General features: G+C 71.5%; 20 protein-coding genes. 6 read left to right on the top strand and 14 right to left on the bottom strand.

The annotated features are described in order from the left end of the window. Nucleotides 1-6: 6 nt before the first annotated feature. The 3 genes from ACYQ8L_RS01070 to ACYQ8L_RS01060 are packed head-to-tail and all read right to left on the bottom strand — an operon-like array spanning nt 7 to nt 2,925. Nucleotides 7-1,371, bottom strand: a complete 1,365-nt coding sequence (locus tag ACYQ8L_RS01070; RefSeq protein ID WP_459939903.1) for a cation:proton antiporter — start codon at nt 1,369-1,371, stop codon at nt 7-9. 3 nt (nt 1,372-1,374) lie between these two features. Further along, a complete protein-coding gene (locus ACYQ8L_RS01065) occupies nt 1,375-2,526 on the bottom strand; it encodes a cation:proton antiporter (RefSeq protein ID WP_459939902.1) in 1,152 nt (383 codons plus the stop codon). A gap of 9 nt (nt 2,527-2,535) precedes the next feature. Next, entirely contained in the window at nt 2,536-2,925 is a 390-nt protein-coding gene (locus ACYQ8L_RS01060) for a PaaI family thioesterase (RefSeq protein WP_459939901.1), read from the bottom strand. Nucleotides 2,926-3,156: 231 nt separating this feature from the next. Between ACYQ8L_RS01060 and ACYQ8L_RS01055 the strand changes: the two genes are divergently transcribed. Continuing rightward, entirely contained in the window at nt 3,157-4,272 is a 1,116-nt protein-coding gene (locus ACYQ8L_RS01055) for a tetratricopeptide repeat protein (RefSeq protein WP_459939900.1), read from the top strand. A 32-nt stretch (nt 4,273-4,304) separates the two neighbouring features. Here ACYQ8L_RS01055 and ACYQ8L_RS01050 read toward each other — a convergent pair whose 3' ends face one another. Next, a complete protein-coding gene (locus ACYQ8L_RS01050; RefSeq protein ID WP_459939899.1) occupies nt 4,305-5,372 on the bottom strand; it encodes a uroporphyrinogen decarboxylase/cobalamine-independent methonine synthase family protein in 1,068 nt (355 codons plus the stop codon). Between ACYQ8L_RS01050 and ACYQ8L_RS01045 the strand changes: the two genes are divergently transcribed. After that, nucleotides 5,371-5,649, top strand: coding sequence for a hypothetical protein (locus ACYQ8L_RS01045; protein ID WP_459939898.1), 279 nt, complete (start codon nt 5,371-5,373; stop codon nt 5,647-5,649). The two genes, ACYQ8L_RS01050 and ACYQ8L_RS01045, sit on opposite strands and share 2 nt — an antisense overlap. A gap of 19 nt (nt 5,650-5,668) precedes the next feature. On the opposite strand, the gene ACYQ8L_RS01040 is transcribed toward ACYQ8L_RS01045, so the two are convergent. The 5 genes from ACYQ8L_RS01040 to ACYQ8L_RS01020 are packed head-to-tail and all read right to left on the bottom strand — an operon-like array spanning nt 5,669 to nt 10,530. Further along, a complete protein-coding gene (locus ACYQ8L_RS01040) occupies nt 5,669-6,169 on the bottom strand; it encodes an acyl-CoA thioesterase (protein WP_459939897.1) in 501 nt (166 codons plus the stop codon). Continuing rightward, on the bottom strand, nt 6,162-7,772 hold the full coding sequence (locus ACYQ8L_RS01035) for a methyl-accepting chemotaxis protein (protein WP_459939896.1): 1,611 nt from the start codon (nt 7,770-7,772) through the stop codon (nt 6,162-6,164). The genes ACYQ8L_RS01040 and ACYQ8L_RS01035 overlap by 8 nt, the downstream gene beginning before the upstream one ends. Nucleotides 7,773-7,788: 16 nt before the next feature. Then, nucleotides 7,789-9,474, bottom strand: coding sequence for a GTPase HflX (gene hflX, locus ACYQ8L_RS01030; RefSeq protein ID WP_459939895.1), 1,686 nt, complete (start codon nt 9,472-9,474; stop codon nt 7,789-7,791). A gap of 52 nt (nt 9,475-9,526) precedes the next feature. Further along, nucleotides 9,527-10,186, bottom strand: coding sequence for a hydrogenase nickel incorporation protein HypB (gene hypB, locus ACYQ8L_RS01025; protein WP_459939894.1), 660 nt, complete (start codon nt 10,184-10,186; stop codon nt 9,527-9,529). Beyond that, nucleotides 10,183-10,530 (bottom strand): hydrogenase maturation nickel metallochaperone HypA/HybF, encoded by a 348-nt coding sequence (locus ACYQ8L_RS01020; RefSeq protein ID WP_459939893.1) that lies wholly within the window; start codon nt 10,528-10,530, stop codon nt 10,183-10,185. Before ACYQ8L_RS01020 ends, hypB begins: the two co-directional genes overlap by 4 nt. A gap of 173 nt (nt 10,531-10,703) precedes the next feature. On the opposite strand from ACYQ8L_RS01020, the gene ACYQ8L_RS01015 reads away from it, so the two are divergent. Then, nucleotides 10,704-11,987 carry an IMP cyclohydrolase gene (locus tag ACYQ8L_RS01015; protein WP_459939892.1) on the top strand — a complete coding sequence of 428 codons (1,284 nt, stop codon included), beginning with the start codon at nt 10,704-10,706 and terminating at the stop codon, nt 11,985-11,987. A gap of 93 nt (nt 11,988-12,080) precedes the next feature. Then, nucleotides 12,081-13,265, top strand: a complete 1,185-nt coding sequence (locus ACYQ8L_RS01010; protein WP_459939891.1) for a pyridoxal phosphate-dependent aminotransferase — start codon at nt 12,081-12,083, stop codon at nt 13,263-13,265. Nucleotides 13,266-13,291: 26 nt separating this feature from the next. Here ACYQ8L_RS01010 and deoC read toward each other — a convergent pair whose 3' ends face one another. Next, complete coding sequence (gene deoC, locus ACYQ8L_RS01005) at nt 13,292-13,960, bottom strand: deoxyribose-phosphate aldolase (protein ID WP_459939890.1); 669 nt, start codon at nt 13,958-13,960, stop codon at nt 13,292-13,294. A gap of 460 nt (nt 13,961-14,420) precedes the next feature. Between deoC and ACYQ8L_RS01000 the strand changes: the two genes are divergently transcribed. Then, complete coding sequence (locus ACYQ8L_RS01000; RefSeq protein ID WP_459939889.1) at nt 14,421-14,942, top strand: Slp family lipoprotein; 522 nt, start codon at nt 14,421-14,423, stop codon at nt 14,940-14,942. Nucleotides 14,943-15,045: 103 nt separating this feature from the next. Here the strand turns inward: ACYQ8L_RS01000 and ACYQ8L_RS00995 are convergent, their stop codons facing one another. From ACYQ8L_RS00995 to ACYQ8L_RS00980, 4 genes are all read right to left on the bottom strand, one after another. Then, the gene (locus ACYQ8L_RS00995) at nt 15,046-16,107 is read right to left on the bottom strand and encodes an SPL family radical SAM protein (protein WP_459939888.1); all 1,062 of its coding nucleotides are present in this window, start codon (nt 16,105-16,107) and stop codon (nt 15,046-15,048) included. Continuing rightward, nucleotides 16,104-17,054: a ParB/RepB/Spo0J family partition protein gene (locus ACYQ8L_RS00990; protein WP_459939887.1), complete on the bottom strand. Its 951-nt coding sequence runs from the start codon at nt 17,052-17,054 to the stop codon at nt 16,104-16,106. Before ACYQ8L_RS00990 ends, ACYQ8L_RS00995 begins: the two co-directional genes overlap by 4 nt. Further along, nucleotides 17,033-17,881 (bottom strand): glycosyltransferase, encoded by an 849-nt coding sequence (locus tag ACYQ8L_RS00985; protein ID WP_459939886.1) that lies wholly within the window; start codon nt 17,879-17,881, stop codon nt 17,033-17,035. The genes ACYQ8L_RS00990 and ACYQ8L_RS00985 overlap by 22 nt, the downstream gene beginning before the upstream one ends. A gap of 141 nt (nt 17,882-18,022) precedes the next feature. Next, nucleotides 18,023-19,036: an NAD(P)/FAD-dependent oxidoreductase gene (locus tag ACYQ8L_RS00980; protein WP_459939885.1), complete on the bottom strand. Its 1,014-nt coding sequence runs from the start codon at nt 19,034-19,036 to the stop codon at nt 18,023-18,025. A 191-nt stretch (nt 19,037-19,227) separates the two neighbouring features. Here ACYQ8L_RS00980 and ACYQ8L_RS00975 point away from each other — a divergent pair, with 191 nt between their 5' ends. Continuing rightward, nucleotides 19,228-19,962, top strand: coding sequence for an ATP-binding protein (locus ACYQ8L_RS00975; protein WP_459939884.1), 735 nt, complete (start codon nt 19,228-19,230; stop codon nt 19,960-19,962). The last annotated feature ends 28 nt before the right edge of the window (nt 19,963-19,990 follow it).

The raw sequence follows: 19,990 nt of genomic DNA, 5'->3' as shown, positions 1-19,990 counted from the left end.
GCCTTCTTACTCCCCGCGGCCCGACTCGCCCACCCGGTCCAACGCCAGCTTGAAGGTTACGGGCCCCACGAGTTCGTTCAGGGTGATACAGGCGATCAAGAACGCGGCCATCCCCGGACCCCAGTCGGGGAACCGCCGTGCCAGTTCGCCGGCGAGTCCCAAGCTCACCCCGGCCTGGGTGAAGAACGCCATGCCGCTCATCCGGCGAAACGCGGGGGGGAGCCCCGCGGCCGCCCCGCCCAGCCACCCGGCCGCCACAAGCAAAACCATCCGGGCGGCCACGAACACCACCGCCAGGTGCCACACGCCCGCCAGCACCGGCAGGTTCAGATGGAGCCCGGCCGCCGAGAAGAACACGATGAAGATGGGAAGCGCCACCGATCTGAGCCCCTCCTCGAGTTCCCGCCCCTGGGTCGAGAAGTTCTGCACCGTGAACCCGGCTGCCGTCGCGATGAGGAGCGGCTCGAGATGGAACGCCACGGCGTAGCGGGCCTCGAACCAATGGGCCAACCACCGGGAAAACTCGGACACCACGAGCGCCGTCATCATAAGCACCACGGGCAGGTACCCCCGCAGGCGCCGGATGTAAGCCGCCAGGGCGCCCCCCAACACGGCACCGGCCGCCACCGAGGCCGCGAGCTGGGCCGCCACCGCCCCCAGGAACCCGGCATCCACCCCGGCCCCCGTCAGGGCGGCCCGGGCCACGGCCACGGTGAGGGCAAACAGCAGGATCACCAGACTGTCCATGAGCACGGTCACCCCGAACACCGTGTCGGTGAACGGCCCCGCCGCCCGTGCGTCCCGGATGATCGCGATGGCCGAGGTGGGGGAACGGGCAATCCCGATCACGCCCACGAGGGCCCCGACGACCCAGATCCCCACCCCGGACAGATCCAGATCGAAGGGAAGCCAGGGCCTGGCCACGAGGGTCACGGCGGCCAGGCCCGGCACCACCATCAGCACCATGCCGCCCGCGATCCCGGCGATGCCCCGGAACCGCTCCCGGAGTTTCCCCAGGTGCAGCTCGCACCCGGCCGTCAGGGCGATGAACGTGAGCGCCAGATCGTCGATCGCCTTCATCCGGTGGCCCCAGTGCTCGTCCACCAGGCCCAGGGCGTGGGGTCCGCTCAGGACCCCGGCGACGATGTACCCGCTGATCCTCGGCAGACGCAGACGGGCAAACACCTCCCCCACAAGGTAGGCCTCCAGCAGCAAAAACCCGTAGAACACGGAAAGGAGCGCCGGCTCAAACCGGTAGGCCCCCAGGGGGGCCCTCTCCACCCCCGCCAGCACGGCCGCCAGGAGAAGGGCGAACCCGAGGCGCACCCACAGGCCAGGCACCCGATCCCACGCCGCGACGAACCGATGCACCCCTCACGCTCCCTTCCGGTAGGCCCAGCCGTAATAGGCCGAACTGAGGAGGTCGTTCACGATCACCCCTACGAGCACCGCCGCGGCGCCCCCTCCCACGTCCTGGACCGGGCAGATGACCATCAGGTTCACCATCAGGGCCACGCTCATCTCGCTTTGGGCGAGGAGTCCCAGGCCGGCGGCACCGCCTCCCCAATCGCCGGCCAAAATTCGGCCGGCCGCCGTGCCTCCTAAAAGCTTTCCGACCAACCGGGCGCCCACGTACACGAGGGTCCACGTCGCCACCCACTCCCCGGAAAGCCCCCACCAGGCGCCGGCCACGAGGAGCATCAGGAAATAGATGGGCTTTTCGACGGTGAGCAGGCGCTCGTGGAGGGCCCGTGCCCTGGGGTGGAGGTTGGCCACCAAGAAACCGGCGGCCGCGTTCATCAGAATGGGAGAAACCCCGGCGTAGGATGCCACGCCGCCCGTGAAGAGGACGCTCCCCGCCAGGACGGGAAGCTCGGCCTCCTCGGTCTGGGCCACCCGCGCCCCGCCCAGGAGCACCACGGCGGACACGAGGGACAGCCCGATCGTGAGCAGGAACCGACCGGGGCCCCCCGGCGCGAGCCAGCACAGGGCCACCCCGAAGAGCGCCACGCCCCAGACGTCGTCGAACACGGAAGAAAACCGAAGAAACCGAAAGGCAGGGTTCCGTCCTAGGGCGGTATGGCGGTCCACCAGGAACAGGAACGAGGTGGAGGTGCCCACCCCGGCGGCCGCCACCGCCGCCACCAGGGGGAGTCCCTCCGGGCCGACCCCCATCACGGCCCACAGTCCGGCCGCCGTGGCGGCGAAGACCAGCGCGCTTTGGCCGGCGCTGGCCGCGAAGAACCGGGGCGGCACCTGGCGCAGCGATGCGATGTCGAACTGGAGGCCGAACACGAAGCCCAGATACCCCAACCCGAGGCCCACGAACGGCTCCAGGCCCTCCAGGGTGGCGTGGTCCAGCACGCCGGTGACCCGGGGGCCCAGCACCAACCCCAGGAGCAGGAACTCCTCCCCGGTGAGGTAGAGGAACCGGCCGAACCGTCCCGCCCGTACCCGGACGAACCACCGGTTCGACACGGCAAGGCCGAGGGCCAGGAGCGCAGCAACCCCCAGGAGTTCGCGCACGGATCCGGCCTACCCGGCGTCCAGGACGTGCCGGTCCAGCACGAAGGCGGTCAGGGTCCCCTCCAGGACCCGCCGGCCGTCCACCTCCACGTGGACCTCGGCGACCCGTTTCTTGCCCTTGGTCTCCACGACCCGGGCTTCGGCCACCAGGGTCTCCCCCACCCGCACGGGGGCGGTGAACCGCACTTCGGCCCCGCCCAGCACCACGAAGGGGTGGTTCACGGCCATCATCACGGCGTAGTCCGCGAGCCCGAAGGTGAACCCCCCGTGCACGAGGCCCCGGTCGTCCGCCGCCATCTCGGGCCGGGCCACGAGCCTCGCGCGGCAGCGGCCCTCCTCGAGTTCCAGGATCTCCCCCACCCACTCGGGGCGGATGGCCAGATGGGTTCTCGGTTCCATGGATATCCTCCTTTTGTGTCTTCAAAGACGGCTAACCCCCGGCGAGCGCCGACGCAAACCACCCGCTTCGCGTGGGCCTCTGCGCGAGAAGCCTTTGCTCCCACCGGAACCCAGGGGGGGGACTGCGGGCCGGCAAGTATACCTTGGAATGGGATCGGCTGCCCTGGTATAGTCCGCCCGCCCGGCCCCCCGGGGCCCGGGCGTTCGTGGTTGCCATTGCGAGAGGGAAGAATGCCCGACGTCCGCTTTTTGTTCCACCTCATCGAGCGCCACGCCCTCGATGAGGACTGGCCCTCGGTTCTTCGACTGCTCGAGCGGGTTCGGGAGCACCAGCCCGAGCCCGAGACGGCCGAGGACGCCTTTTTCCTTTCGTTCCACGAGGGGATGGCGCTTCTCGAGACCGGCGATCCGGCGGGCGCGGTCGGGGTGCTCCAGGAGGCCGCCCGGCACGATCCGGAACACATCTCGGCCCGCCTCCTCCTGGCCGATGCGCTCCTGCGCTCCGAACGGGGCGAGGAGGCCTGTGCCGAACTGGAGGACGCCCTGCGGCAGGCGCCCGACCATCCGGGGTGCCTCTGCGCCCTGGGGTGGGTGCTCTACCAGCAGAACCGCAAAACCGAGGGGAAACGGGTTCTGGAACGGGCGGCCCGGCTCCACCCCTACTACCCCCCGGCGCACATCGACCTCGGCCTGATTCTCGCCAGCGAGGCCCGATGGGACGAGGCCGAGTTCCATCTCGAGGCGGCCCTGGCCCTCACCCCCGAGGATCCCGAGCTCGAGGCCGCCCTCCGGGCCGTGCGGGAGGGCCGGGCCGGCCGAGCCCTGGAGCGGCAGCAGATGCGCGCCCTCCTCCCCGAGATCCGGGCCCAGCGCCGCATCCTCCGGCCCGAGGAGCGGGCCGAACTGCGGCGGTTGCGCGCCTGGCTCCGGTCCAAGGGGGCGAGCCATCTGGAGGTGCTTTTGGTGGAGGGGGTCTGGGCCGAGGTGGCCCAGGCGGGCTCGGCCCCGAGGGTGCTCGACGCGGCCTGGGCCGCGGCCCTGGCCTGGACCTGCCACCGCATGCTGGGGCACGAGGTGTCCCGGGCCGAGGTGGCCGAACACTGGGGGATCTCGGTGAGCACCCTGGCGAAGCGCTACGCCGCGGTGCGGAGGCTGTTCGACGAGGCCGACCGATGGCCCCGGGATGAAGCCGAGGCCGGAGAGGGGGATCCCGGGCCGGCCGGGGCCGTGATCCCGGTGGATTTTCAAAACCGCCAGCGCCTGCCCTTGACCTCCCCCTGCCCCTGCGGGAGCGGCATGCCGGTGGAGTCGTGCACCCACACGACGCGAAGTAAACCCGTCGGCTGAGGGGACCTCGCCCCGCCCCGATTCCCCCTCCCCTACCCGGCCCGAAACCGGGCCGAAGTCTCCTTCAGAAGGCCCAGGATGTGCTCAGCCAGGGGCTCGTCGAGGCTCCCCATGCCGCACGAGGGTGTAAGGAGGCACCCTCGCCGGAGGGCATCCGGGTCCACCCCGGCTTGGGCGAACCGTCCCATGGCCTCGTCGAGGCGCCGGCACAGACCCTCCACGGTGACGTCGCGCGCCTCGGGAGAGGTGGGGACGATGCCCCAGGCGATCACGCCCCCGCGGTCCAGGAAGGTCTGGGCCTCCCCCGGGTACAAGAGCATCTTTTCCAGGAAGTGGAACGCGTCGAAGTTGACGATGTGGGCCCCGCTCTCGAACAGGAGGCCCCAGTCCGTGTTCCCGCAGCAGTGGATCCCGACCCAGGCGTCCTCCGGTTCCAGGGCCTCCAGGGTCGGCCGCCAGAGGTCCAGCACCATCTCCCGGCTCAGGCTCGAGTAGGCCGAGCCGTACACCTCCATCACGGGCTCGTCCAGGAACACGATCACGGGTTTCCCGAGCCGCGCCAGCCGCCGCACCTGCCACAGGGCCTTTTGGGCCGCCAACTGACCCAGGGCGTCCCGGAAGCCGTCGTCGTGGAGCGCCTCCCGACCCGCCGGATCCTTGATCGAGGAGGCCAGGGTCACCGGGCCGGTCACGTGGGCCTTCACGCACCGTAGTTCCGGGGGCGGGTCCTGGACGAGGCGCCGCTCCAGGGCATAGAATCCGGGGGCCCGCCCGGGGCTCAGGCCGAACGCCTCCAGATCGCCGGCGAGAACCCGTTCGTAGAACCCCTCGAGCCCCCGGACCCCTTCGTCGGCGTCGGGGAGCCTTAGGTCGTCGCCCACCGGGAACCCCTCCACGTACTGGGGTACCATCCCCTCCAGCGGGCTCCGCCGGGGCAGTTGGGGCCAGAACGGGATCTCCGGGAGGTGGCGAAGCACGGCGTCCACCGCGGACTCCGGATCGGTGTGGGGGAGGCTTCCGATTCCCGTGGGCAGCCCCCCGGGCGAGAGGAGATCGGACAGGCGAGGGCCCGCAGGTTCTTGGGAGGAACGAAACGGCATGGGTAAACGCATCCTTTCCCTGGGGTTCTGGGCCGCCGCCGCCGTGGTCCTGGCCGTGAGCTGGCGTACCGGCGGATGGGGCCTGGCCGTTCCCGTGTGCACGGGCGTCGCCCTGGTGCTGGCCCTCCTCGATCTGTTCCGCCACCGGGAAACGTTGACGTGGGACTGGGGGCTCGTCCAGACCCTCCTCCACCTCGTCTCGGCGGTGATCCTGGCGTCGGCCAGTCTCACGGCGCTGGCCCACCTTCTGGTCACCGGGCGGTTCGGGTTCGGCTGACCCGGTCCCGCCTTCCCCGTTAGGCCCTCCGGGACAGGCCCTCGGCCTTGAGGATCGAGCGGGTGCGCATGCGCTCCTCCCGGCGCCGCAGGGCGGCCTCCCAGCGGCGCCGATCCTCTTCGGTCTCGAGGATGAGCGGGGGCACCGGCCGGGGTTTTCCCTCGTCGTCCAGCGCCACGAACGTGAGGTAGGCCGACGCCGTGTGGCGGACGACCCCGGTTTTCGGGTCCTCGGCCTCCACCCGCACCCCCACCTCCATGCTCGTGCGACCCACGTAGTTCATGGACGCCTTGAGGACCACCAGGTTTCCCACGTACACCGGCGCGTGGAAATCCAGCCGGTCGATCGAGGCGGTGACGGCGTTGCCCCGGCAGTGGCGAAAGGCCACCACCCCGGCCGCGTCGTCGATCATCTTCATGATCATCCCGCCGTGGACGTTGCCGGCCAGGTTCGCGTGCTGGGGGAGCATCATCTCCGCCACCTCAACCCGGGTCTCGGACACCCTCCTGCCCTCAGCCATCCTCGGACTCCTCGTTTCGGGTCTCCGCCACCCTCGCGTCCTCGCGCAGGCCGTCGGCCTGGGCCACGAGTTGGCGCACGATCTCGTGGAACCCCTCCAAGCTCTCCCCGGCCCCCTCCCCCGACTCGGCCACGGTGGCCAGGTGCTCTTCCAGGGCCCGGGCCGCCTGCCGCTGCTCCTCCAGGGCCCCTCCGATCTCCTCCACCTCCCGGGCGAAGCTCTCCATGAGTTCGGCGGTCTGCCGGCCCGTGTCCCGGTGGCTGTCGGAGGCCGCCCGGAGCGACTGGCTCAGGGCCGCCAGGGTCTGGATCAGGGCCTGGACCCGGTCCATCTCCTGCATGCCCTGGTGCAGATTCTCGGCCACCCGGTGGAGGCTCGCGTTCACCTCGTCGGCCGCGCTCACCATGGCCCGGGCCTGCTCGTCCTGGCGCTGGGCCGATTGGGCGATCTCCCGGGCCTCCCCCACGGCGGCCACCACGGCCTGTTCGATCCGCTGGATCTCCCCCCCCGCCCTCTCCCCCAGCCGGCGCGCATCGTCCACGGCGGCGAGGCTTTCGGAAAGGCCCCGGGTCGCCTCGGCGATGTTCTCCTGCACCTCCCGGATGAGGGCCGCGATCTGCCCCGCGTTCTCCCGGGTGCGCCGCGCCAGGCCCCGGATCTGGTCGGCCACCACCGCGAACGCGGCCCCCCGCTCCCCGGCCTGGGCGGCCAGGATCGCCGCGTTCAGGGACAGGAGCCCCGTCTCCTCGCTGACCTCGGTGATCACCCCCAGGATGCCCTCGATCTCCCGGCTCCGGTCGGCCAGCGCCTGCACCGCGACCCCCAGAGCCTGGGACGCGTCCTCGATCCGCCGGATGCCCTCGCCCACCTGAACCACCGCGTCACGGCCCTCCCGGGCGGCCCCCTCCACTTCCTGGAAGAGATCGAGGCTCCGGTCGATCCGGTTGCGGATCTCGCCCATGGCCCGGCCCACCTCGGCCACAAACCCGGTCGTGCGGTCGCTCGCCTCGCTCACTCGGTCCACGTTGCCGTGAATCTCCCGCAGGGCCCCGTAGATCTGGGTGATCGAGGCCGTGGCCTCCTCCACCGAGCGGTTCAGGGTTTCGGCCCCGGAGAAGAGTTCCTCGGTGCTCTGGGCCAGGGTGTCCATGAACGCGAGCCCCCGCTCGCTCTCCGCCTGGACCCGCTGGGCCCGGTCCCATACCCGTTCCCCCGCCCCGTCGACCACCGAGAGCCCCTCCTTCGCCCCCTCGACGGCCCGGCCCAGGTTGTCGAGCACCCACCCGAGCAGCGTGGCGTGCTCCTGCATCCGCCGCACCACGTCGCGGATGGCGTCGGCGTGGGAGTCCAGCCGGCGGAGCCGGTCCTCCAGGTCGCGGCCCAGGGGGCCCCAGGGGCCGTCCGGATGTTCCCGCGCCACCTCGAGGAGCTCCCGTAGGGTCGCCGGCGGCCGGCTGGTTCGCGGCCACAGCCCGGCCACGGCGAGCCCGACGGCGGCCACCCCCGTACCCGCCGCGCCCCACCCGGCCCAGGCGATCCCAGCACCGGCGAGGCCCAGGAGCCCGCCGATCCACCCGCCGAGGCGAGAGCCGCTTCCGTCCATGCGCCGATCTCCTTTCTCACGGTTCGGTGATCTTCTCTCGGATCGGCCACGGCGGCGCGTCACTTGACCCCGGCGGGGATTCCTCGTCCCTCCAAAATTTCTCCTCCAGGCGCTCCAGGAGCGGGGCCAGGGTTTTCGGCCGGCGGGCGCTCACGGCCACGCCGCCGTGGAGCCGGGCCAGCCGCTCGGCCTCGCCCGGGGGCAGGAGGTCCGCCTTGTTGAACACCAGCAGCGTGGGCTTGTCGCCGAGGTCGAGTTCGCCCAGCAGCCGCTCCACGGCCCGGATCTGGGCCTCGAAGGCGGGGTTCGCCACGTCCACCACGTGGAGCAGGAGATCCGCGTCGTGGAGCTCCTCGAGGGTGGCCCGAAACGCCCCCACGAGCCCTTCGGGAAGATCCCGGAGGAACCCCACGGTGTCCGTGATGATCACTTCCCGTTCCCGGGGGAACCGAAGCCGGCGGGTCGAGGTGTCCAGGGTGGCGAAAAGGAGGTCCTCGGTGAACACCTCGGAGCGGGTGAGCGCGTTCAGGAGCGTGCTCTTCCCGGCGTTCGTGTACCCCACGATGCTCACGATCGGCACGCCCGAGCGCTGCCGCCGCTGCCGCCGTTGGGTGCGGCCCCGGGCCAGGGCCTCGAGCCGGCGCTCCAGGTGGGCGATGCGGTCGCGAACCCGGCGGCGGTCCACCTCGAGCTTCGTCTCCCCCGGCCCCCGCCCGCCGATGCCGCCCGTGAGCCGGCTCATGGCCAGCCCCTTGCCCCGCAGCCGCGGCAGGATGTACCGGAGCTGGGCCAGCTCCACCTGCACCTTGCCGTCAGGGGTGTGGGCCCGGCGGGCGAAGATGTCGAGGATGAGCTGGGTGCGGTCGATCACCCGGACCTCGGCCAGTTCCGAGATGGCCTGGGCCTGGGCCGGCGAGAGCTCCTGGTCGAACACGAGGAGATCGGCCCCCTTCTGGAGGGCCGACGCGATCACCTCCCGGAGCCTCCCCTCCCCCAGGAGGTACCGGGGATTGATCCGCCGGGGCCGCTGGACCACGGTTTCCACCGGCTCCACGCCTGCGGTCCGGCACAGCTCCCGCAACTCCCGGACCCGTTCCTCCACCTCGTGGCGGGGCGCCGTAGACACGTGGACCAGGATGGCCCGGTCGGCGGCGAGGCGGGTCTCCACCGTGCCCGCCTGGCGGCTGGCGATCTCGTCCTCGAGGGCCCGGATGAACTCCCCGAAGGGCAGCCGGAAGGCGAAGAAGTCCTGGGGCGGAAGGAGCCGGTAGGTCTCCCCCCTGGGGTTCGGCGGCAGGAGGTGGGCTACCCGGATCGTACCGGGCCGCCCCTCGCGAGTGACCCCCACAGCGGCCATGGCGTCGAGCCGGAGGAGCGTCAGGTCCGCGAGGTCGTCCTCGTTCAGATCCTCGCCCCGCAGATGGGTGTGGACGCACCGGACCCCCCGGAGCTTTCCCCGACCCAGGCCGTGGCGGGAGAGGTCGGGGATCAGGATGCCGGCCTCGTCGCCCACCACCACGTGGAGCACGCTGCCCCGCCGGTCCACGAGCACCCCCACCTGGCGGCCCGTCTCCCGGCTCAGCCGGGCCATCTGGTTGGCGAGCTCCGCGGTGACCAGGTCCTCCTCGGGGATCCTCCGGCGGTAGAGGCGCTCGAGCGCCCGGATCTGGCTGGGCTTGAGGCCCGTCAGGTTGCCCTGCACCTGGGAAATGGGTCGTCACCTCCTCGCGGTCCGGTTCTTGGACTCCATCCTATCACCCGGATTCCCCGAGGAGGAAGCGGATCCACGCCTCCATCCCCTCCCCCGTGCGGGCCGACACCACGAACACCCTGAGCTCCGGGTTCACGGCGCGCAGGTTCCGCAGCAGGAGGTCCAGGTCCACGTCCAGGTGGGGCAGCAGGTCCGCCTTGGTGACCACGGCGGCGGTGGCGTGGTGGAACACGGCCGGGTACTTGAGCGGCTTATCCTCGCCCTCGGTCACGCTCACGAGGGCCACCTTCTCGTCCTCCCCGAGGTCGTAGGTGGCCGGGCAGACGAGGTTCCCCACGTTCTCGATGATCAGGAGGTCGACGCCCCCCGGGCTCCGGTGCCGGAGCCGGTCGAACGCCCGCCGGACCATGGCGGCGTCGAGATGGCAGGCTCCCCCCGTCACCACGGCCTCCACGGGCACACCGGTGCGGGCGATGCGCTCCGCGTCGTTCTCGGTTTGGACGTCGCCCTCGATCACCGCGGCCCGCACGCCTCCGGGCAGCCGGCGCAGGGTCGTCTCGAGGAGCGTGGTCTTCCCGGAACCCGGGCTCGAGATCAGGTTCACGCTCCGGCGCACCCCGGCGGAGGCAAACAACTCGTGATTCGCCTTCGCCAGAGCGTCGTTACGAGCCAATATTTTTTGTTCTACCCGAAGTTCGGTCATCCGTCCTCCACGTCCAGTTCCTCCAGCAGGAGCTCGTCGCCGGCCACCATCTCGGCGCCCTCCCGGCCGCAGGCCGGGCACGGGTCGAAATACCCCTGGGCGGGGAACCGCTCGCCGCAGTGGCCGCACAGGAACTCGGCCTCCCGCACCTCCATGTCCACCCGGGCCCCCTCGAGCACGGGATCCTCGAGGAGGGTTTCCAGGGCGAACCGAAGGGTTTCGGGCTCCACCCCGGACCACCGGCCCACCACCACCTTGAGCCGGGCGATCCGGGCCGCTCCCTCCCGCTCGGCCGTCTCGCGGGCGAGCCGCAACACTTCCATGGCGATTCCGGTTTCGTGCACGGGCAGGTGGCCTCCGGTTGTGGGCTCGCGGCGTTCGGTCGTCCCCGCCGCGCATCGGGCGCCCGTTATAGGGGTGCGGGGGCCGGGTGTCAACGCGGGCCCGGGGGTTCCCGGCCGCGGGGCGTTGTGGTAGTAAGTGCCGACCCCGTTCCCCCCCCATGCGGAGGAGTCCGATGGCCGACATCAAGAAGATGTACCGCACCGTGATGGACGACCATTTCCCCGACCGCCTGACCATCACCTTCGGCGACCAGACCCTGGAGTACCGCAAGCGCACCTGGAAGCTCCCGGACGCATCCGGCGGGCTGGTGGAGAAGGGCCTTCGGTACGGGGAGAATCCCGGCCAGGAGGCGGCCCTCTACGAGCTCGTGGGCGGAAACCTGACGCTCGGCGAGTGCACCTTCATCGGGCCGGGCCTGGGTCTCGTCTCGTCCCTGGCCGAGGAGCACATGCTCCAGGCCGGAAAGCACCCCGGGAAGATCAACCTGACCGACGTGGACAACGGCCTCAACATCCTGCGGTACCTGATGGACCGGCCCACGGCCGTGATCCTCAAACACAACAACCCGAGCGGCGCCGCCGAGGCCGAAAGCCTCGAGCAGGCGTTCCGCCGGGCGTTCCGGGCCGATCGCATCGCCGCGTTCGGCGGGGCCTTGGTGGTCAACCGGCCGCTGGACCGGGCCACGGCCGAGGCCGTGGTGGAGCAGTACCTGGAGGTGGTCGCGGCCCCCGACTACGAGGAGGGGGTGATCGAGATCCTCAAACGCCGCAAGGACCTTCGCATCCTGGCCGTGCCCCGTATGGACCGACTGGCCGAGTACCGCACCCGCCGGTTCGTGGACTTCAAGAGCCTGATCGACGGGGGCCTCATCGTGCAGCAGTCGCCCCTGAACGCCATCCAGAGCCCCTCCGATTTCCAGCCGGCCGTGGCCACCCACGAGGGCCGGGAGTACCGGGTGAACCGCGAACCGACCCCCGCGGAGCTCGCGGACCTCTTCTTCGGCTGGTGCGTGGAACAGGGGGTCACCTCGAACTCCGTGCTGTACGTGAAGGACCGGTGCACGGTGGGGATCGGCACCGGGGAGCAGGACCGGGTGGGGGTGGCCGAGATCGCGGTGTTCAAGGCCTACACCAAGTACGCCGACGCCCTGTGCTACGACCGCCACGGCCTGCCCTACAAGGACCTGGAGCTGCGGGTTCGCAAAGGGGAGGCCGACCAGGCCCTGCTCGACGAGATCCAGGAGGAAACCCGCCGCGCCAAGGGCGGGCTCATCGGCTCGGCCATGATCAGCGACGCCTTCTTCCCCTTCCGCGACGGGGTGGACGTGGGGCTCCGGGAGGGGGTCACGGCCGTGTGCCAGCCCGGCGGCGCCAACCGGGATTGGGAGGTGATCGAGGCCGTGAACGAGGCCGGCGCCACCATGGTGTTCACCGGGCAGAGGTGCTTCAAGCACTAACGTGCGGACGTTGGGACGGTAGGACGTTCGCACGGAACGATCGGGGGGGGCGGGGGGGTGAGAAACGGGACACCCCTCCCCACGGAGAGACCCATGACGCTATCGCGGAAGGCCCGTTCTTTCACCGAGTCCGTCATCCGCGAGATGACCCGCCACGCCGTGGCCCACGGGGCGGTGAACCTGGCCCAGGGGTTTCCCGATTTCCCCTGCCCCCGGGAACTCAAGGACGCGGCGTGCCGGGCGATCCAGGACGACATCAACCAGTACGCCATCACCTGGGGCGCCCGGCCGTTCCGGGAGGCCCTGGCCGAGAAGACCCGCCGGTTCCTGGGGATCGAGGTGGACCCGGAGGCCGAGATCACCGTGACCTGCGGATCCACCGAGGCCATGATCGCGGCCCTCCTGGCCGTGGTGGATCCCGGGGACGAGGTGGTGGTGTTCGAGCCCTTCTACGAGAACTACGGGCCCGACGCGATCCTGTGCGGCGCTACGCCCCGGTACGTGGCGCTGCGGCCCGTGGAGGAAGGGGGTGTGCGTCGCTGGGCGTTCGATCCGGACGACCTCGCCCGGGCGTTTTCCCCCCGCACCCGGGCCGTGGTCTTGAACACCCCCCAGAACCCCACCGGCAAGGTGTTCACGGCGGAGGAACTCGGGGCGGTGGCCTCCCTGTGCCGGGAGCATGACGCCGTGCTCGTGACCGACGAGATCTACGAGCACATCGTGTTCGACGGCCGCCGGCACGTGGCCCCCATGACCCTTCCGGGGATGCGGGACCGCACCATCGCGATCAGCGGCCTCAGCAAGACCTACTCGGTCACCGGCTGGCGCATCGGGTACGCCATCGCCTGCCCCGAACTCACGGCGGGCATCCGGAAGGTCCACGACTTCCTTACGGTAGGCGCCGCGGCCCCCCTCCAGGAGGCCGGCGCCGTGGCTCTGGGGCTGCCGGAGGCCTACTACCGCGACCTCGCGGACCTCTACCAGGCCAAGCGGGACCGGTTCGTTCCCCGGCTCGAGGCCCTGGGGTTTCGGTGCTTCCCTCCGGAGGGGGCCTACTACGTGATGGCCGACGTCTCGGGGTTCGGGGCGAAGGATGACACCGCCTTCGCCGTGGAGCTCGTGCGGCACGCCGGGGTCGCGGTGGTTCCCGGGTCGAGCTTCTTCTCCGACCCGGCGCTGGGGAGAAACCTGGTGCGGTTTTGCTTTTGCAAGCGGGACGAAACCCTGGACGAGGCGCTCGACCGCCTGGAGCGCTGGGCCCGGGCCGGAGCCGGGTAGCCCACCCCGGGGGCGGGCTGGCTCCCCTATTCCTGTCTCGCCCCCGCCTCCGACCAGATCGCCCCGGCCGAGGAGGTGCCGATCCGGTCGGCCCCGGCGTCGAGGAGCGCCAGGGCCTGCTCCAGGGTCCGGATCCCCCCCGAGGCCTTCACCCCGCACCGGCCGCGGGCCACCTGCCGAAGCACCCGCACGTCGTCCAGGCTCGCGCCCCGTGGCCCGAACCCGGTGGACGTCTTCAGGAAGTCGGCCCCACACCCGAGGGCCAGGGCCCCGGCTTCCTTGAGCCGGGGTGGATCGAGGTAGGCCGTCTCGAGGATCACCTTGAGCACCCGTTCCCCCGCCGCCGTCCTGAGGGTGCGCAGTTCCTCGGCCACGGCCCGGTAGCGCCCCTCGAGAAACCACCCGACATTCCAGACCGCGTCCACCTCCTCGGCCCCGTCGCGAAGGGCCTGCTCCACCTCCGCCGCCTTGGCCCGGGTGGACGAGGTGCCCAGGGGGAACCCGGCCACGGTCACCACCCGAACCCCGGTTCCCCGCAGGTGCCCCGCCGCCTCGGCCACCCGGCACGGGCTCACGCACACCCCGACCCAGCCGTGCTCGGCCGCCTCCCGGCACAGCGCCTCCACCTGGGCGGCCGAGGCCACCGGGGAAAGAAGCGTGGACTCCAGGGCCCCCCTAAGCCGATCGAGATCCATGACGGTTTCTCCTACTACGACCAACGGAAAGTGTTGTCAGATCCCCGGCGTTACAACGGAAACCGGCGGGTGGGGGGCTGGTGGAGAGCCGGGTGCGGCCCCTTACCTCGCCGCGCCATCACCACGCCCGGATCGCTTTGAAAGGTTCGGAACGTCCGCCACCCCCGCCCCGCCCTGCCGAGCCGACAACGGCATGGAAAGGCGCGGCGATCCGGTGCCGCACTCGCGCCCGGCCGTAACCAGTCCCCCACCCGCCCCCCGGCAATACTTTTGAAGGTATTGGTAACGCTTCGAAGGAACTTCGGTCCACGATCGCCGGTCGGTGGTCCCCGGTCCCTCAGCCCATGGCGCGGCGGTCCTCCCTGCGGCCGAAACCGGGTCAAGCCCCAAGGCTCAACCTTCCCCTGCCGATTGCCGATCCGAACGGGCACCGGGTAGGCTTGAGACAAAGGACACCGCGATGCGCATCCGGAACGCTTTCCTCCTGATCGGCCTTCTCCTCCTCGCCTCGTGCGCGGCCCATCTCGACGCCCGCACCGACGACGAGGTGCCCCCGCGGTTTTCCCACCTCCTCGCGGAAGCCGACCGGCGCGTCGGCCAGTTCGTGGTGATCGGCGGGGTGGTGGAGGAGGTCCGGGCCACCGAAACCGGCACCGAACTGCGGCTCCTCCACAAACCCATCGACGGGTGGGACCGGCCCCGCACCGACCGTCTGGGCGACGGCCGCATCCTCGCCCAGTATGACGCCGAACTGGATCCGCGGCTGTTCTCCCCCGGCCGGGCCGTCACCGTGGTTGGGGAACTCGCGGGCACGGCCGAACGAACCGAGGGGGACGCCACGCGCCGGTACCTCGTCGTCAAGGCCGCCGAGGTGCGGGCCTGGTCCCGCCGGGAACTCGCCCGGACCCCGTTTTCCCGCGCGGAAGCCTGGTATCCCCCCTGGTACGACCCGGCCGTGGGCACCCGGCCGTGGTGGTGGTAAGAACGGCCGTGAATCGGGAATCGTAAATCGTGAATCGCCCGGGCGCCCGCGCCGCCGGACGCGAGTGCGAGGTCTTCCCTCGCTCGGGCTGCCGTCCGTCCCGTCACCCGAACGGCGCGGCAAGCCAGCGCTCCACGTCGCCCTCCGGTTCGGGCTCGAACCCGAAGGCCGCGTGCCACATTGCCGGGGTTTCCATGCAGAGGTAGAGCCGCAACTCCTCTCCCCCCCGGCGGCGGATCCGGTCGGCCAGGAACCGGTAGGCGTCGCGCCGTAGCGGCCAGAAGTACCGGAGCTTCCCGTCCGGCCCGGGAACGTGCTCCCCGAAAAACGCCCTCGCCCCCCGGAGTTTGGGGCCCCAGCGCTCCAGGAACCGCCGGGGGAACCGAAGCGTGCCGAGGCTCACCCAGGCCACCCGGTCGGCGGGCACGGCCGAGAACAGGGCCTCCACGACCCCCGAGTAGGCTTCCCGCCACCCCGGCTCCAGGGTCACCGGATCGAAATGGAACGCCACCCGATACCCGGCCCGCACGGCCGCCGCGGCCGCGGCGAGGCGCCGGTCCAGGGGGGCGGTGCCCGGCTCGTCCGTGCGGATCCGCTCCGGGGGGTTCACCGACCAGGCCACCACCAGGTTGGGGAGGGGCTCCAGACCCAGGAGACCGTCGATGCGGTCGCTCTTGGTCTTGAGCTCCAGGGTCACCCGCGGGTGGGGGGCCACCAGGTCCCGGAGCCACCGGGCGTGGCCGGTCCAGGGGTCCAGCGCCAGGCTGTCGGCGAACTCCCCGGTGCCGAGCCGGACCGGGCCGGGCCAGGCCTCCAGGGCTTCCCGAAACTCGGCCTCGGCGTCGGCCAGGTTGGCGTAGACGGTCAGGGGCTCCTCGGGCGCGTAGAACCGAAGGAAACAGTACGTGCACCCGAACGGGCACTGAAACGCCGGGGTCAGCACCCAGTACCCGCACCGCACCACCCCCGGGCTGCAGGGGCAGGGCTTGAGGAACCGGCCGGGCTCGCGGGTCACGTGCGCCGTGGATCGGCCGCGGGGGCCGGGGGCCCCCTGGGGCCGCACCTCCACCGGCACGTCGTCCCCCACCCGGCCGAGGAACGCCCGGGTGAAGGGCAGGTCCCGGACATCCTCGTCCACCACGATGCGCGAAAAGGGCCGGGTCACCCGAGAAACTCCGCCAGGGCGTCCCAGGCCCCCGATTCGGCCGCCCGCCGGGCCTCGCCGAGACGGCGGGCGAGCTCCTCCAGGCTCCGGAACGCCACCGCGCACCGCAGTTCTCCCCCTTCGAAATGCTGGGGCGCCTCGACCCGCACCCCCTCGGGGAGCTCCAGGTCCTTCACCACCCGGCGAAACCGCCCCTCCCACCGGGTCACCGTGGGAAACCGGCGGGCCCGCAGTTCCGCACGCAGGCCTTCGGGCGTCCCCTTCCACTCCCACAGCCCCTCGGCCCGGAGCCACCCCTCCACCTCGGCCCCCTCGGCCCAGGCGCACTCCAGGGCCAGCCGCGCCAACTCGGCGAACCGGTTCCCCCCGAGCCGCCAGGCCGAAAGCCAGGTGAGCACCGACAGGGCCTCGGGCTCCGGCACCCCGGCCAGGGCCCGGGCCGCGGCGGCCGGAACCCGGCCCTCCACCACGCCATCCCGGAGGGGGTCGGGCAAGCCGGCGAACCACAGGGCGTCGCGGGCCGCCTGGGGCCGCGGGGCGAGTCCGAGGCGGGGCAACACGGTTTCGGCCAACCCCTCCAGGGCTTCCCCCGTGTCGGCCGTGCGCCGCCGCAGGTAGAGCCCCGCCTCCACGGGGTTCCAGGGCCGGTGGTCGGCGTGGTCCGCGAGGAGGAGGTCCCACAGGGCCGGCCCCTCGAGGTCGGTGATCCGCACCGGAACCGACGACGCGCCGACCCGGCGCAGGGCATCGAGCCGGCGGTGGCCCGCCACGACGGTAAGCCCTCCCCCCTCCTCCCGGACCCACAGGGGCCGAAGCACGCCCACGCGGGCGACGCTCTCGGCCAGCCGGGCCCGCTCCTCCCCGGGCGGCCACGAAAACGAGTAGCGTTCCGGATCCGGGCGCAGCGCGTCCGGTTCCACCAGGGTCAGCCGATCCGTTCCCGCCACGCCAACGCCTCCTGCCGGGAGTGCTCGAACACCCGGGCCCTCTCCGTCTGGCCCCGCTTCCGGGCCCCCAGGGCCACCACCCGCGCCTTCTCGGCCAGGGTCTCGAGGGCCCGGGCCCGGAGCCGGTCGGGCACCTCGGGGTCGTAGGCCACCTTCCACAGGGCCCGTACCCGGAACCGGTCGAGCCCGAAGTGGGCCTGGGAGAGTTGGCCCGGGTGGCCGTTTCGCTTGACGATGAGCCGCTCGGGCACGAGCAACACCGGGTGCCGGGCCGCGAGCCGGAGCCAAAGGTCGTAATCCTCGCAGGCCGGCAGGCTCTCGTCAAAGCCCCCCAGGGCCTCGAACACCTCGCGCCGCATCAGGATCGAGGAGGGGCTGATGATGCAAAGGGGCAGGCAGCGCTCGAAGATCCAGCCCGAGTACTTGGCGTGGATCTTCCGGGGATTCGCCCAGCGACCGTTGCGGTACCAGATCTCCTCGGTGTAGGCGGCCGGGTGGTCGGGGTGGGCCGCCAGGGCCTCGAGCTGGCGCTCGAGCTTCCGGGGGAGCCACCTATCGTCGGAGTCGAGGAACGCGAGCCACTCCCCCGAGGTTTCGGCCGCCCCCCGGTTTCGCGCCGCGCTCGCGCCCCGGTTCTCCTGGACCACGATCCGGAGCCGGGGGTCGGGAAACCGCGCCGCCAGGTGCTCGGCGGTGCCGTCGGTGCTGCCGTCGTCCACCACCACGAGCTCGAGGTCGGGGAAGGTCTGTTCCAAAACGCTCGCGACCGCCTCGTCCACCAGGCCGAGGCGGTCGTGGGTCGGGATCACCACGGAGACGTGGGGCATGGGGTGTCCGCTGGGGGGTACCGTGAATCGTGAAGTCGTGAATCGTTGGGCCGGTCGGCCTCGTTCAGCACGTTCGTCGAGCGCCGCGGGGGAACGAGAGGACTCCGGCGCGGCTCCCTCCGCGCCCTCCGTGGTTCCCCCTTAACCCTTCTGCCAGCGCTCCAGGAGCTTCGTGCCCGTCAGTTTCCGGAAGTTGGGCTCGGCCGCCCCCACCTCCCGGCCCCCGCCGTGGACCAGATTGTACCCGGCCACCCGGCCCTGGTCCCGGGCGCTCTCCCACCCGAAGTTCCCCCGGATCCAGCCGTGCTCGCTGTCGAACACCCGGGCCACGTCGCCCGCTGCATAGATGTTGTCGAAGTTGGTCCGGAGCTCTCGGTCCACCACCACCCCCCCGTCCACCAGGAGCCCGCTTCCCGCCAGGTACTCGACGGCGGGTTCCAGGGCTCCCGCCTCGCACACGAGCCCCGCGTCGATGGCCCGGCGGGACGAGGTGACCACCCGGTACCCCTCGCCGTTTCGGTCGAGAATGTCCAGCACGGTCTCATCGAACAGCACCTCCACCTTTTCGGAAAGCAGCTTTTCGAGCACGTCCGCCCGCGCCACCGGCGACCCCGGGGGCCAAAACCGGGTGTGGCTCGTGAGGTACACCACCCGGCACCCCCGGAGGGCAAACGCCCGGACCACCTCGAGCCCGGTGTGCCCCTCCCCTTCCACGAGCACCCACTGCCCCGCTCCGGTCGCAGCGCGGGCCAGCCGGATCGCGTCGGCAAACGAGTTCAGCGTGAACACCTTGTGCCGGAGTTCGGCCGCCCGCCGGCCCATGCGCGGCGCCGCCCCCGTGGCGATGAGGAGCCGGTCGAAATAGAGGCTCGTGCCGTCGCTGAGGAGCACCCGCGATTCGTGGGGGAACACCCGGTACACCCGGGCCCCGGCCCGAACCTCGGTCTCGGGATCCTGGAGCACCGGGGTGTCGGGCCGCACCAGCCGGTCCCGATCCAGCCGCCCGGCCACGTGATCGGCCAGGGCCGGCTTCAGGTAGAACGGGGTGAACTCCCGGCTGACCATCGTGATCCGGGCCTTGGGGTCTTCCGCCCGAATCGTCTCGGCGGCGGCGGTGCCGGCAGGGCCGGTTCCCAGGATGACGTATTGGCGCATGGGGAGTTCCTCCGTTTTCGGATGGGCGGCCGGCGGCGGGGTGGTCGGGCTGCCCGTGCCAGTGTACGAACCGGCGTAACGTCGTCAAGCGCGCTCCCCTTTTTCTGGTTTTTTGATCCCGGTCAATGGCGCGAACGCGGGAAGGGATTATCTTTCGACACGTCCGAACCCCCGACCTAAGGAGTGTACCCGTGAAGCGACCCATCATCCGTATCGATGAGGAAAAGTGCACCGGCTGCGGTGAGTGCGTGCCCAACTGCGCCGAGGGCGCCCTGGAGATCCGCAACGGCAAGGCCGTGCTCGTGAAGGAGGCCCTGTGCGACGGGTTGGCCGCCTGCCTCGGCCACTGCCCCGAGGGGGCCCTGATCGTGGAGGAGCGCGAGGCCGAGCCCTTCGACGAGGAACTCGTGGAAAAGCGCCTCCGGGAACTGGGACGCGAGCCCCTCCACGCCCACCCGTCCCCCGGGGGCGGGTGCCCCTCGGCCCAGGTGGTGGACCTCCGGCCCGCTGCCGGCCGTGAGCCGTCGGCTTCCGCCGGCGAGGCGCCCTCCCGCCTGGCGCAGTGGCCCGTGCAGCTCGCCCTCCTTCCACCCACGGCGCCGTTTTTCCGGGACGCCGATCTCGTCGTGGCGGCCGACTGCGTGCCCTTCGCGTTCGCCGGCTTCCACGACCGGTTCCTCGCCGGCCGGGCCCTGGCGGTGGCCTGCCCCAAGCTGGACGACGCCAACGCCCATTTCCAGAAGCTCATCCAGATCTTCGAGCAGGGCGCCCCCCGGTCGGTCACGGTTGTGCGGATGGAGGTGCCCTGCTGCGGGGGGCTCAGCGGCATGGTCACCCAGGCCCTCCGGGAGGCGGGTTCCACGATTCCGGCCCGGGAGGCGGTGATCGGCCGGGACGGCACGGTCCTTTCCGAGCGACCGCTGTAACCCCGCGGGGCGCCCGGAGGCCCGGCCG

The sequence above is a fragment of the Deferrisoma palaeochoriense genome (assembly GCF_054656955.1).
The sequence above is the reverse complement of the archived record's forward strand: the minus strand, read 5'-3'. Positions and strand labels throughout refer to the sequence as shown.